This is a genomic window from Streptomyces sp. BBFR51 (assembly GCF_044591655.1).
GTDB lineage: Bacteria > Actinomycetota > Actinomycetes > Streptomycetales > Streptomycetaceae > Streptomyces.
In genome coordinates this window covers 5,006,665-5,019,985 of the sequence record NZ_CP172448.1, presented here as the reverse complement: position 1 = coordinate 5,019,985, position 13,321 = coordinate 5,006,665, and the positions used below count along the sequence as shown (strand labels likewise).

General features: G+C 71.8%; 12 protein-coding genes. 2 read left to right on the top strand and 10 right to left on the bottom strand.

Features of this window, described 5'->3' with window-relative positions; all coding sequences use genetic code 11:
• Positions 1–35 precede the first annotated feature (35 nt).
• From ACGH7X_RS22985 to ACGH7X_RS22940, 10 genes are read right to left on the bottom strand one after another with little or no spacing between them, the layout of a single operon-like run.
• Positions 36–1,583, bottom strand: coding sequence for an NADH-quinone oxidoreductase subunit N (locus tag ACGH7X_RS22985; protein WP_399887469.1), 1,548 nt, complete (start codon positions 1,581–1,583; stop codon positions 36–38).
• Positions 1,580–3,154 (bottom strand): NuoM family protein, encoded by a 1,575-nt coding sequence (locus ACGH7X_RS22980; RefSeq protein ID WP_399887467.1) that lies wholly within the window; start codon positions 3,152–3,154, stop codon positions 1,580–1,582. Before ACGH7X_RS22980 ends, ACGH7X_RS22985 begins: the two co-directional genes overlap by 4 nt.
• 6 nt (positions 3,155–3,160) lie before the next feature.
• Positions 3,161–5,155 (bottom strand): NADH-quinone oxidoreductase subunit L, encoded by a 1,995-nt coding sequence (locus ACGH7X_RS22975; protein ID WP_399887465.1) that lies wholly within the window; start codon positions 5,153–5,155, stop codon positions 3,161–3,163.
• Entirely contained in the window at positions 5,152–5,541 is a 390-nt protein-coding gene (gene nuoK / locus ACGH7X_RS22970; RefSeq protein WP_399887463.1) for an NADH-quinone oxidoreductase subunit NuoK, read from the bottom strand. Before nuoK ends, ACGH7X_RS22975 begins: the two co-directional genes overlap by 4 nt.
• Complete coding sequence (locus tag ACGH7X_RS22965) at positions 5,541–6,236, bottom strand: NADH-quinone oxidoreductase subunit J (RefSeq protein WP_399887461.1); 696 nt, start codon at positions 6,234–6,236, stop codon at positions 5,541–5,543. Before ACGH7X_RS22965 ends, nuoK begins: the two co-directional genes overlap by 1 nt.
• Positions 6,233–6,793: a NuoI/complex I 23 kDa subunit family protein gene (locus tag ACGH7X_RS22960; RefSeq protein WP_399887459.1), complete on the bottom strand. Its 561-nt coding sequence runs from the start codon at positions 6,791–6,793 to the stop codon at positions 6,233–6,235. Before ACGH7X_RS22960 ends, ACGH7X_RS22965 begins: the two co-directional genes overlap by 4 nt.
• Complete coding sequence (locus ACGH7X_RS22955; RefSeq protein ID WP_003974345.1) at positions 6,793–7,761, bottom strand: complex I subunit 1 family protein; 969 nt, start codon at positions 7,759–7,761, stop codon at positions 6,793–6,795. Before ACGH7X_RS22955 ends, ACGH7X_RS22960 begins: the two co-directional genes overlap by 1 nt.
• Positions 7,758–9,080 carry an NADH-quinone oxidoreductase subunit C gene (locus ACGH7X_RS22950; RefSeq protein WP_399887457.1) on the bottom strand — a complete coding sequence of 441 codons (1,323 nt, stop codon included), beginning with the start codon at positions 9,078–9,080 and terminating at the stop codon, positions 7,758–7,760. The genes ACGH7X_RS22955 and ACGH7X_RS22950 overlap by 4 nt, the downstream gene beginning before the upstream one ends.
• Positions 9,077–9,712: an NADH-quinone oxidoreductase subunit B gene (locus ACGH7X_RS22945; RefSeq protein ID WP_399887455.1), complete on the bottom strand. Its 636-nt coding sequence runs from the start codon at positions 9,710–9,712 to the stop codon at positions 9,077–9,079. The genes ACGH7X_RS22950 and ACGH7X_RS22945 overlap by 4 nt, the downstream gene beginning before the upstream one ends.
• Positions 9,703–10,098, bottom strand: a complete 396-nt coding sequence (locus ACGH7X_RS22940) for an NADH-quinone oxidoreductase subunit A (protein ID WP_217170232.1) — start codon at positions 10,096–10,098, stop codon at positions 9,703–9,705. The genes ACGH7X_RS22945 and ACGH7X_RS22940 overlap by 10 nt, the downstream gene beginning before the upstream one ends.
• 186 nt (positions 10,099–10,284) lie before the next feature.
• Here ACGH7X_RS22940 and ACGH7X_RS22935 point away from each other — a divergent pair, with 186 nt between their 5' ends.
• Positions 10,285–11,526, top strand: coding sequence for a sensor histidine kinase (locus tag ACGH7X_RS22935; protein WP_399887453.1), 1,242 nt, complete (start codon positions 10,285–10,287; stop codon positions 11,524–11,526).
• Between the two features lie 177 nt (positions 11,527–11,703).
• Positions 11,704–13,071: a sensor histidine kinase gene (locus tag ACGH7X_RS22930; RefSeq protein WP_399887451.1), complete on the top strand. Its 1,368-nt coding sequence runs from the start codon at positions 11,704–11,706 to the stop codon at positions 13,069–13,071.
• Positions 13,072–13,321: the final 250 nt, after the last annotated feature.

Genomic DNA, 13,321 nt, shown 5'->3' with positions numbered 1-13,321 from the left:
GGGTGCCGCACGCGCGCGTGCCTGAACGGCTGCGTTCAGAAGAGCCCGGTGTCGGCGAAGCGCAGGATCAGCTGGGGTGCTCCGGACAGGGCGACGGCGAGGACCGCGGTCACGCTGATCGCGGCCGTGAGGGGGGCGGGGACGCGGTGCCCGACGGTCGCGTCCTCGGGCGTCCGGAACAGCAGAGCCGTCCATTGGAGGTAGTAGAAGAGCGCGATCACGACATTGACGGCCATGACGACGGCCAGCCAGCCGAGTCCGGCGTCGACGGCCGCGGAGAACACCGTGACCTTGGCGAAGAGGCCGATGATGCCGGGCGGCAGTCCGGCGAGGCAGAGCAGGAAGAACGCCAGGAGCAGGGCGGTGAGCGGGTGGGACGCGTACAGGCCGCGGTAGTCGGCCACGCGGTTCAGGGACCTCGTGCGGCCCACGAGTGCGGCCACCGCGAAGGCACCGAGGTTCACCGCGGCGTACATGAGGGCGTAGGCGACGGTGGAGCCGATCGAGCGTTCGGGGTTGTCGGAGTACGCGGCGGCGGCGATCGGCACCAGGAGGTAGCCGGCCTGGCCGACGGACGACCAGGCGAGCAGGCGTACCGCGCTGTACGCGCGCGTGGCCTGCTGCCGGAGGGCTGCGACGTTGCCGACGGTCATGGTGAGCGCGGCCAGGGCCGCGAGGGCCGGGCCCCAGACGTCGGCGTAGGAGGGGAGGGCGACGACCGTGACGAGGATCAGGCCCGAGAAGCCGACCGCCTTGCCCACGACGGACAGGTAGGCGGCGATCGGCAGGGGGGCGCCCACGTAGGTGTCGGGCACCCAGAAGTGGAAGGGCACGGCGGCCGTCTTGAAGGCGAAGCCGACGAGGGTGAGGACGACGCCGGTCTGGGCGAGCGTGGTGAACTGACCGTCGACGTGCTGGATGCGGTCGGCCACCTGGGTGAGGTAGAGGGTGCCCGTGGTGGCGTAGACGAAGCTGATGCCCATGAGGCTGACCGCGGTCGCGGTGACCGAGGACAGGAAGAACTTCAGGGCCGCTTCGGAGGACCTGCGGTCGCCCTGCCGCAGGCCGACGAGGGCGAAGGCGGGCAGGGAGGCGACCTCCAGGGCGACGACGAGGGTCGCCAGGTCGCGGGAGGCGGGCAGGAGGGCGGCGCCGGCCGCGGAGGAGAGCAGCAGGAACCAGAACTCGCCCTCGGGGAGCCCCCGGTCGGCGTCCTTCACGGCGGTGACGGACAGGAGGGCGGTCAGGAGCGCGCCGCCGAGCACCAGGAACTGGATGGCGAGGGTGAACGTGTCCGCGGTGTAGCTGCAGACGCCGGGCTCGCCGGACAGGCAGAACGTCGAGCGGTCGTCGTTCACCAGGGGCAGCAGCATGAGGGCGGAGGCGGCGAGTCCGGCGACCGAGATCCAGCCGAGCAGGGACTTGCGGGCGTCCTTGACGAAGAGGTCGGCGACGAGGACGACGAGTCCGACGAGCGCCGTGATGGTGGGCGGCGCGATGGCGAGCCAGTCGACGGACTGGACGAGGTTCTGGGCCAGGGGCTGCGACAGGGGCTCGGCGAGGGGCTGGGCCGGGACGCTCATCGGGTGCCTCCTGAGAGGAGTTGCTGCACGGCCGGGTCGGTCAGCCCGAGGAGGGTCCTGGGCCACAGTCCGGCGACGACGGTGAGGGCGACGAGCGGGGTCCAGGCGGCGAACTCGTACGTGCGCACGTCGGCGAGGGCCGGGGCGTCCCGCGGTACGGCGCCCATGCAGACGCGGCGGACCACGATCAGCATGTAAGCGGCGGTCAGCAGGGTGCCGAACGCGGCGATCGCCATGAAGGTGAGGAAGGCGGGGCGGCTGAGGTCGTCGTGCGGGTCGAAGGCGCCGAACAGGGCGAGCATCTCGCCCCAGAATCCGGCCAGGCCCGGCAGGCCGAGCGAGGCGACCGCGGCGAAGGCGAGCAGGCCGCCGAGGCGCGGTGCCCTGCCGTACAGGGCCGCTCCGGTCTCCTCGGCGAGGGTGTCGAGGTCGGTCGTGCCGGTGCGGTCCTTGAGGGCTCCGACCACGAAGAAGAGCAGGCCGGTGATGAGGCCGTGGGCGATGTTGGCAAACAGGGCGCCGTTCACTCCGGTCGGGGTCATCGTGGCGATGCCGAGCAGGACGAAGCCCATGTGGCCGACGGAGGAGTAGGCGATGAGGCGTTTGAGGTCGCCCTTCGCGCCCCGTTTGGCGAGGGCCAGGCAGGCCAGCGAGCCGTAGATGATGCCGACCGCGGCGAGCGCGGCGAGGTAGGGCGCGAAGACGCGGAAACCGTCCGGCGCGGCCGGGAGCAGGATCCGGACGAACCCGTATGTACCCATCTTCAGCAGGACACCGGCCAGCAGGACCGAACCGACGGTCGGCGCGGCGGTGTGGGCGTCGGGCAGCCAGCTGTGCAGCGGCCACATCGGCGTCTTCACCGCGAGCCCGATCCCGATCGCCAGGACCGCGATGACCTGCACGGACGTGGTCAGCGACCGGCCGTTGTCAGTGGCGAGTGCCACCATGTCGAATGTGCCCGCCGTGATTCCGATCAGGAGCAGGCCGAGCAGCATGACGACGGAGCCGAGGAGCGTGAAGAGGATGAACTTCCAGGCGGCCGCGGCCCGTCCCTCGCCGCCCCAGCGGGCGATGAGGAAGTACATCGGGATGAGGACCATCTCGAAGGCGAGGAAGAACAGGATCAGATCGAGGACGGCGAAGCTCGCGAGGGTGCCGGACTCCAGGACGAGCAGGAGCGCGACGAAGGCCTTGGGGCTGGGGCCCTGGGGCTGCTTGAAGTACGAGTAGAGCGCGCAGAGGAAGGTCAGCAGCGCGGTCAGGACCAGCAGGGGGAGGGAGATGCCGTCGATGCCGAGGTGGATGCGCACGTCGAGTGCGGGGATCCAGCTGATGTCCGTGCTGGCCTGCATCTTCGACGGATGGTCGTGGTCGAAGCCGAGCACGAGGACGATCGCGGCGATGAGGACGGCGCCGGTGACGGTCAGGCCGTGCCGGAGTACGGCCTGCTCGGGTGACTTCCCCTTCAGTCCGGGCGGGGCCGGCAGAAGAGCGGCGGCGGCGCCGAGAAGCGGGCCGACGACGACGAACGCGAGAAGGAACTGCATCACGGACTCGTTGATATCGATCACGCCTGCTCACGCTCCCGTGGCGACGAGGACGGCGGCGACCGCGAGGACGACGGTGCCGGCGAGCAGCGCGGTCACATAGGTCTGCACATTGCCGGTCTGGGCGCGTCGCACGGCGACCCCGAGCAGGCGGGGCAGGCTGCCCGCGGCGCGTACGTAGGTGTCGACGACCTCGCGGTCGAGGAACCGGACGAGGCTCGCGCCGGCCTGGACCGGGCGGACGAAGAGGGTCGTGTACACCGCGTCCAGGTGGAAGCCGACGGCCGCGTGCCGGTGCATCGGGCCCAGCAGCAGCCGTCCCGGATCCGAGGGGTCGGGCGCGGAGGCGAGGTTTCCGTATGCGGGCCTGTGGCTGGCGATGGCCTCGGCCTCCACCAGGGCGGCGTCGCCCTCGGGGTGGGCCGCGACCGCGCCGAGCGGGGTCGCGGCCGCGAGTGCCGTGGTGTGCCGCCAGGCGGCGTAGGTGACGATGCCGCCGACCAGGGCCACGCCCGTGCCGAGCACGGAGGTGGTGAGGGTCGGGGTGAGGTCGTGGCCGTCGAACCAGTCGGGCAGCAGGCGGAAGGCGAGCCCGCCCAGCGCGAGTGAGGGGATGGCGAGCGCCCAGAGCACGGCGTTCATGACCACCGGTTGCCTGCCGTGGTCCGGGGCCTCGGCGCCGCGTCCGCGGAAGGCCAGCAGCCACAGGCGGGTCGCGTAGGCGGCGGTGAGCAGGGCCGTGATCAGTCCGGCGACGAGGACGGTCCAGCCGGCGGCGCCGGGAGCGTGCTCGGTGTGGCCGGTGGCGACGTGCTCCGCGACGCCGAGGACGGACTCCTTGGAGAAGAAGCCGCTGAAGGGCGGGATCGCGGCGAGGGCGAGCAGCGCCACGGTCATCGTCCAGTAGGCGTCGGGGACTCGTTCGCGCAGGCCCCGCATGCGGGACATGGCGGCCAGCGAATTGGTGCCGGCAGCGTGGATGATCACGCCGGCGGCGAGGAACAGCAGCGCCTTGAAGGCGCCGTGCGTGAGGAGGTGGAAGACGGCGGCACCGCGGTCTCCCGCGGCGAGGGCGCCGGTCATGTAGCCGAGTTGTCCGATCGTCGAGTAGGCGAGGACGCGCTTGATGTCGTCCTGGGCGAGTGCGGCGAGCGCCGAGCCGACCATCGTGACGGCGGCCATGACGGCGAGGACGACCATCGCGGCCCGTGAGGCCTCGAAGAGCGGAAGGAGCCGGGCGACGAAGTAGACACCGGCGGCGACCATCGTCGCGGCGTGGATCAGCGCGGAGACGGGCGTCGGGCCCGCCATCGCGTCGGGGAGCCAGGTGTGCAGCGGGAACTGCGCCGACTTGCCCGCCACACCGGCCAGGAGCAGGAGCGCGATCAGCGTCGGGTGGTCGAGTGATCCGCTCGCCACCGCACCGAGGATCTCGGTGAGGCGGAAGGAGCCGGCCTCGGTGGCCAGCGCCAGCAGACCGATCAGGAAGGGGACGTCTCCGAGCTTGGTCACCAGGAAGGCCTTGAGGGAGGCGGCGCGCGCCTCCGGGGTCTCCCAGTAGTGGCCGACCAGGAAGTACGAGCAGATGCCCATGATCTCCCAGCCGACCAGCAGCACCATCAGGTCGCCGGAGTAGACGACGAGGAACATGGCGGAGGTGAACAGGGAGACGAGTGCGGCGTACGAGGCGTAGCGCGGGTCGTCGCGCAGGTAGCCCGTGGAGTAGATCTGCACGCAGGTGGCGACGCAGCCGACCAGGACGGCGACGAGGGCGGCGAAGCCGTCGATGTGCAGGGCGAGTTCGACGGGGACCGAACCGGTGGGTGTCAGCTCCGTGACGGCGTCGACGGCCCGGCCACCGCCCTGGCGGGCCGCGACGAGTACGGCGAGAACGAGGGCCGCCAGCGTGGGCAGGACGGCGAGGGGGCGGGCGAACCCGGGCGCCGACCGGCCCAGCAGGAGGCCGACGGCTGCCCCGAGGAAGGGAAGGAGGGGGACGAGTACGGCGAGGGTGGTCGTGGTCACGCGGTGGCCTCAGCCTTCTCGGCCGTCCCGGTCGCGGGGTTGTCGGTGTCGGATCCGTCCGGTGCGTGACCCTCGGCGGTGTCGCGGAGCTTGTCGATGTCCGAGGTACCGCTGTTGCGGTGGACGGCGAGGACGATCGCCAGGCCGATGCCGATCTCGGCGGCCGCGATGGCGATCGTGAACAGTGTCAGGGCCTGGCCGGAGTGCAGGGTCTCTTCCGCGGCCTTGCTGAGCCACACGTCGAAGGCGACCAGGTTGAGGTTGACGGCGTTGAGCATCAGCTCGACCGACATCAGGACCAGGATCGCGTTGCGGCGGGCGAGGACGCCGTAGAGGCCCGTGCAGAAGAGGAGGGCGGAGAGGACGGCCGGATAGGCGAGGTGCATCAGCGGACACCGTCCTTGTCGGCACCGTCGGGGGCGCTACCGCGGTCCGCGTCGGTCTGCCGGTCGGCGTGGGCTGTCCGTGCCGTGCCGGTCCGGGCCACGTCGGCCGCCCGGTCCGCCTTGGCCTTGCGGGACAGCACGATGGCGCCGACCAGGGCGGCGAGGAGGAGGACGGAGAGGGCCTCGAAGGGGAGGACCCAGTTCTGGAAGAGGCTCGCTCCGGTGACGGCCGTGGAGCCGGCGGCCGGGCCGTCCAGGTCGATCCAGGTCGTGCGGAAGGCGTCGACGACGACCCACACCAGCGCCGCGGCGGAGGCCACGGCGACGGTGAGGGCGGCCCAGCGGTTGCCGGAGTCGGCGTCCGGGGAGCGGCCGATGGGCGCCCTGGTCAGCATCAGACCGAACAGGATGAGGACGACGACGGCACCGACGTAGATGAGGACCTGGACCCAGGCGATGAACTCGGCGGTGAGCAGGAGGTATTCGACGGCGAGGCCGCCGAGGGCCACCACCAGCCACAGGGCGGCGTGGACGAGCTGGCGGGTCGTGACGGTGGCGACGGCGGCTCCGAGGGTGACCAGGCCGACGAGGAGGAAGGCGATCTCCACGCCGGTCGGGGAGAGGAAGCCGTGCGATGCGGCGGCCCGGGTCGTCGAGTCCGCGGCGAGCCGGCCGACGGTCGCTGCGAGGGTCATTCCGGGCCCTCCTGTCCGGGCTGGTCCGTCTCCTGCCGCGCGGCCAGTTTGTCGGCGGTCTTGCGGGCGGCGGCGAGTTCCTTGGGTTCCTCCGCGCCGGGATCGAGGGCGGGCGGGGCCGGGACCGTCCACATCCACTCGCGGAGCTTGTCGCGTTCATGGGTGAGTTCACGGATGTCGGTCTCGGCGTACTCGAACTCCGGGGACCAGAACAGGGCGTCGAAAGGACAGACCTCGATGCAGATACCGCAGTACATGCACAGGGAGAAGTCGATGGCGAAACGGTCGAGGACGTTGCGGCTGCGGTCGCGGCCCCCGGGGGTCGCCGCCGGGACCGTCTCCTTGTGGGAGTCGATGTAGATGCACCAGTCGGGGCACTCGCGGGCGCACAGCATGCAGACCGTGCAGTTCTCCTCGAACAGGCCGATCACTCCGCGGGTGCGGGGCGGGAGTTCCGGCTGGGCGTCCGGGTACTGCTCGGTGACGGTCTTCCTCGTCATCGTGCGCAGGGTGACGGCCAGGCCCTTGGCCAGGCCGCTGCCGGGGATGGGGGCCATTACGCGATCACCACCTTGACGATGCCGGTGAGGGCGATCTGGGCGAGGGAGAGGGGGACGAGGAGCGTCCAGGACAGTTTCTGGAGCTGGTCCTCGCGCAGGCGCGGGTAGGTCACGCGCAGCCAGATCACGACGAAGGCGAGGACGGCCGCCTTGAGCAGGGTCCACACCCAGCCGAGGCCGTCGGCACCCCAGGGGCCGTGCCAGCCGCCCAGGAAGAGGACGGTGGTCAGACCGCACAGGACGACGATTCCGGCGTACTCGGCGAGGAGGAACAGAGCGAAGCGCAGGCCGGTGTACTCGGTGTAGGCACCGAAGATGATCTCCGAGTCGGCGACCGGCATGTCGAAGGGGGGCCGCTGGAGTTCGGCGAGCCCGGCGACGAAGAAGACGATCGCGCCGACGATCTGCCAGGGCAGCCACCACCACTCGAAGGCGTCGAGGATGCCGACGAGCGAGACGGTGCCGGCCGCCATCGCCACGGAGGCGGCGGTCAGCAGCATCGGGAGTTCGTACGCCAGGAGCTGGGCGGCGGTGCGCAGGCCGCCGAGGAGGGAGAACTTGTTGGCGGAGGACCAGCCGGCCATGAGCGAGCCGAGAACCCCCACGCCCATGACGGCGAGGACGAAGAAGACGCCCGCGTCGACGACCTGACCGACCGCGCCCTCTCCGGGCCCGACGGGGATGGCCAGGAGAACCAGGAGGTACGGCAGCAGGGCCACGGCGGGGGCGAGCTGGAAGATGCGGCGGTCCGCGTCGGCGGGCACCACGTCCTCCTTCTGCGCGAACTTCACGCCGTCGGCTACGAGCTGGGCCCAGCCGTGGAAGCCGCCGGCGTACATCGGGCCCAGGCGGCCCTGCATGTGGGCCATCACCTTGTGCTCGGTCTGGCCGACGATCAGGGGGAAGGCGAGGAAGACGACGAAGACGACCAGGAGCCGCAGCGTGACGTCGAGCGCGTCGTTCACTGCGGGCCTCCTGGGGAGTTGGGGGGCTTCCTGGGGCTGTCGGAGTCGCCGGGGGTGTCGGACTCCTGGGGCGTGTCCGGCTCGTCGGGAACGGCAGGTTCCTCGGGGGCGTCCGGCTCGTCGGGAACGGCAGGTTCCTCGGGGGCGTCCGGTTCCGCGGAGGTGCCCGGCTCGCTCCGGAGCCCGGGTTCGGCGGGCTCGTCGAACGCCGGGCGGGCGTGGTGCCACGGCGCGTCCGTGCTGCGCGGTGTCGAGGGCGGCCGCTGCGGGGCCGGTTCCTCGGGGGGCGAGGAGGCGGCGGTGTCGTCGCTGCCCCCGGGAGCCGGGCCGGAGCCCGCATCGTCCGACGGCCCGGTGCCCGAGGCGTCCCGCCGGTTCGCCGGGGCAACGGGATCGGCGACGTGCCGCTGCCCGGTGACGGACCCGGCGGTGGGTTCGTCCGCGGGGCCGGACGTTCGCTGGGACGCGGAGCCCTGACTCGCACTGCGCGACCGCCGGGGCGCCGGTGCGGCTGTGGGCTGGTCCGCCGTGGACTCCTGGCCGCCCTGGGATGCCTGGCCGGCCGAGCCCTCGGCGGCCGTGCGGGAACGGCGCGGAGCGGCCGGGGTTTCGGTGCCGGGTGCCGCCTGACCGACGGAACCCTCGGCGGCCGTACGGGTGCGACGGGCAGGGCGTTCGCCCGCCACGCGGGCCGGACGCTCCCCGGCCGCACGCCCCGCACCGCGGGCCGGGCGGGCCGGAGCGGGTGGCAGCTGGCCCTTCAGCGGACCCCACTCGTTGGGGTCGGGGACGCCCGGCGGCAGCATCTGGCGGCGACGGGGGCCGCCGTGATCGGACTCGCCGGGCTCCTTGGCGCCAGGCCAGGCCTTGGCGACGCGGGCGGCGAGGACGAAGTCCTTGCGCAGCGGGTGGCCCTCGAAGCCCTCCGGCAGGAGCAGGTGCTCCAGCGCGGGGTGGTCCTCGAAGGCGACACCGAACATCTCGTGGGTCTCGCGCTCGTGCCAGGCCGCGCCCGCGTACACCGCGACGGCCGTGGGCAGGACCGGGGCCTCGTGCGGGACCGTCGTACGCAGCAGCAGCCGGCGCACCGGCCCCAGCGCCACGACATGGGCCGCGACGCGGAACCCGGTGCCCGGTTCGTCGACCGCGCTCAGCCAGTCGAAGTACGTGCAGCCCAGGCGGTCGCGCGCGGTCTCCAGGGCGGAGATCCAGGACGCCGGCGGCACGTCCACGGTCAGGACGTCGTACGACTCCTCGGCCGTGGCCTCCGTACCGAAGAGTTCCCCGACGCCGGCGGGCAGCCAGCCGACCGCGGTCATCGGCCCTCCCCCGAGTCCGTTCCCGTGCCCGCGTCCGTGTCCGTGTCCGTGTCCGGCGGTCGCACCAGGCCGCTCTGCAGCGCGGCCGTCGACGGCCGGGGCGAGGTGCCGTACCGCTCCCCCAGCGACTCCCGTGCGATCTTCTCCTGGAGCTTGAGGATCCCCTGGAGCAGCGCCTCGGGGCGCGGCGGGCAGCCGGGAACGTAGACGTCGACGGGGATGATCTGGTCGACGCCCTTCGTCACGGAGTAGGAGTCCCAGTAGGGGCCGCCGCAGTTGGAGCAGGCGCCGAAGGAGATGACGTACTTCGGCTCGGGCATCTGCTCGTACAGGCGCTTGACGGCCGGCGCCATCTTGTCGGTCACGGTGCCCGAGACGACCATCAGGTCGGCCTGGCGCGGGCCCGGCGCGAACGGGATGACGCCGAGCCGGATGAAGTCGTGGCGGGCCATCGACGCGGCGATGAACTCGATCGCGCAGCAGGCGAGGCCGAAGTTGAAGACCCACAGGGAGTACCGGCGGCCCCAGTTCAGGACGACCTTCATCGGCTCCGGGGCGAGGCGTGCGAGGGTGCCGAGCCGCTTGGGCTCGGGAAGCGCCACGGGTACGGGATCGGCGGGGTTCACGTCCACGACAGGACGCCCTTCTTGTATGCGTACAACAGACCCACGGCGAGGAAGCCGAGGAAGATGAACATCTCCACGAGGGTCGTCGCGCCGTAACCAGGGTCGGCGAAGACCGTCGCCCAGGGGAAGAGGAAGATCGAGTCGACCGCGAAGATGACGTAGAGGAACGCGTACACGTAGTAGCGGACCTGGGTGTGGGCCCAGCCCTCGCCGACGGGGTCGACGCCGCACTCGTACGTCAGCAGCTTCTCGGGCGTCGGGACCACCGGCCGCAGCAGGCGCCCGGCACCGAAGGCGACGGCGACGAAGAGCACCCCCACGACGGCGAGCAGGCCGACGACCGAGTAGGACTGGAAATAGTCCGCGGCGAGCCCGACGGTCGGTTCCGGCACGTGCGTTCCTCGCTCCCTGTCGTGAACGCGGCTGTTCGACGATCTGTACGCACGGGAGTCTAGGGCCTGATAAAGAGACGGTAAGCAGCCCGTCGTACCTTGAGACGCGAGGGTGGGGTTTTCCTCAGTGCATCCCGGCGGTCCACCTCATGGCGCGCTGCCTCGCCGCACGGCACGCTGGCTCGTATGACCGAACACGTCTCGACTTCGACCCCCACCGGGCTCGCCGGTGGGGCGACCGGTGGCCACCTGCCGCCGGCCCGGTTCGCCTACGACCGGCACACCTGGAAGGAGATCGCCCACCTGCTGGCGAATCTCCCGGCGGCGCTGATCGGCTTCACCTACGTCGCGACGATGCTGGCCGTGGGCGTCGGGTTGACGGTCACGGTGATCGGGTTCCCGCTGCTGGCGGCAGGCCTGCTGGGGGCCAGGCAGTTGGGCAAGCTGGAGCGGGCGCGTGCCCGGGCGCTGCTCGGGGTGCGGGTGGACGAGCCGAGCCCGCTGCCGTTGCGGGGGAATGACGGCTTCTTCTCTCAGTTGTGGATGTCCTTGAAGGACCCGGTGGGGTGGCGCACCGTTCTGTACGACTTCATCCGGTTCCCCTGGGGCGTTCTCACCTTCGCCGTCACGCTGACGTCGTTGTTCGTGCTGTGGCCGGTGCTGCCGTTCATCGCGCGGGTCCTGGCCAACGCCGACCGGGCGATGGTGCGCGCACTGCTGTCGCCGTCCGACGAGCTGGAGCGGCGGATCGCCGAGCTGGAGTCGGACCGGGGGGTCGTGGTCGACACGGCCGCGGCCGACCTGCGGCGCATCGAGCGCGACCTGCACGACGGGGCACAGGCCCGCCTGGTCAACCTGGCCATGGGGCTGGGCCTGGCCAAGGAGAAGCTCCTGGAGGACCCCGACACGGCGGCTGCCATGGTCGACGAGGCGCACGGCGAGGTGAAGCTGGCCCTCCAGGAGTTGCGGGACCTGGCCCGCGGCATCCATCCGGCCGTCCTCACCGACCGCGGCCTGGACGCGGCGCTCTCGTCGGTCGCCTCCCGCTGCACCGTGCCGGTCAAGGTGACCGTCGACCTGACGGAGCGCCCGGCGGCCGCCATCGAGGGCATCGCCTACTTCACCGTCTCGGAGCTGCTCCAGAACGTCAGCAAGCACAGTGGGGCGAGAACCGCCTCCGTGGAGGTGTGGCGGTCGTCCGACCGACTGCTCATACAGGTGGGAGACGACGGCCACGGGGGCGCGAGCCTCGACGGCGGTACGGGGATGAAGGGCCTCGCCGACCGGCTGTCCGCCGTCGACGGTCTCTTCGTCGTCGACTCGCCGCAGGGCGGCCCGACGTCCATCACGGCCGAGCTGCCGTGGCGGGACCGCACGGAGGCCGACGCGTCCTCGGGCATCTCCCGTACCTCCGCCACGAAGTACTGAAGTGGCTGAAGCCCCGAACCACGCCGCGCTCCTCCGCGGGTCAGGGTGTGTCCGGGTGTCGGGGTAGGGAAAACCCCCCTCTCCAGACGCCGACGGGCTCCATTGGCCGGGACGGTGCCCTCGAGGAGGGTGGAGTTACCACAGCACAGCCTTGGGACGAGGAGAAGGACGGCACCGATGGCCACGGAATACGGACAGGGTTACGGGCTCGGGAGCGGGCCCGGCTTCCCCGGGGACACCGGGGCGCGGCGCCACCGGCTGCCGGCGGGGCTGCGGGCACCGTTCGAGGCACGCAGCTGGCGAGAGTTCGGCTATGTCCTGGTGGGTCTGCCGGTCGGCATCCTGCTCTTCACGTACGCCGTCACGATGGTGTCGCTGGGAGCGGGCCTGCTGGTGACGTTCCTGGGTGTGCCGGTACTGGCGGCGGCGCTCGCCGGGTGCCGGGGCTTCGGGGCGATGGAGCGGATGCGGGCCCGCGCCCTGCTGGGGCTCCAGGTGTCCGACCCGGAACCGCTGCGGTTGAAGAAGCAGGGCGCGATGGGCTGGATGGGGGCCGTGCTCAAGAGCGGCACCTCCTGGCGGAGCCTGTTGTACGCGCTGCTGCAGTTCCCGTGGGCCGTGTTCTCCTTCGTCGTCTCGGTGGCCGTCTGGACGACCGGCTGGTCGATGCTGACCTATCCGCTGTGGTTCTGGGTGTTCCCGATGTACGCGGGCCAGGACGGGCTCCAGCTGTACGGCGACGAGACGCACCAGGTCTATCTGGACAACCCCTTCGAGATCACCGTGACCGCGCTGGTCGGGCTGCTGTTCACGCTGGCGACGCCGTGGCTGGTGCGGGCGCTGACGATGGTGGACCGGGTCATGGTGCACGGGCTGCTCGGACCGTCGCGGCTCGCGACGCGCGTCGTGGAGCTGGAGTCGGACCGGGGGGTCGTGGTCGACACGGCCGCGGCCGACCTGCGGCGCATCGAGCGCGACCTGCACGACGGGGCACAGGCCCGCCTGGTCAACCTGGCCATGGATCTGGGCCTGGCCAAGGAGAAGCTGAGGGAAGACCCCCGGGCCGCGGCCGTCATGGTCGACGAGGCACACGGCGAGGTGAAGACGGCCCTGCAGGAACTGCGGGACCTGGCCCGGGGCATCCACCCCGCGGTCCTGACCGACCGCGGTCTGGACGCGGCGCTGTCGGCGGTCGCCTCGCGCTGCGCCGTGCCGGTGCGGGTGGAGGTGGACCTGACGCAGCGGCCGGCGTCGGCGATCGAGGGCATCGCCTACTTCACCGTCTCGGAGCTGCTCCAGAACATAAGCAAGCACGCGCGGGCCACGTCGGCCGCCGTGGAGGTGTGGCGGGTGGAGAACCGGCTGATGCTCCAGGTCGTGGACAACGGCATGGGCGGTGCGGACGCCTCCGCCGGGTCCGGGCTGGCCGGACTGGCGGAGCGGCTCGACGCGGTGGACGGCATCCTCGTGGTGGACTCCCCGGCCGGAGGGCCGACGCGGGTCACGGCGGAGCTGCCGTGGCGGACCGAGCCGGTCGCCCGGTAGAGACCGGCCTGACCCCGGCACACGCCCGCAGGGGGCGGGCGACGTGTGCGGGCGGGCGGCGGGCGCGGGCGGGCGAAAACCGGCCACCGAGCGGCCGAACCCGGACTGACACTCCTGACTTCCCCTTCTCATCCCATTGCCCGAGGGCGTTCGGCCTCCGATGCTGGAATGCTGGACCTGTCGCACGGACGGTTCGTGGACGCGGCGTGGGCCGCGCGGGCCGTGGGGTGCACGGGGCTGTGGGGGGACC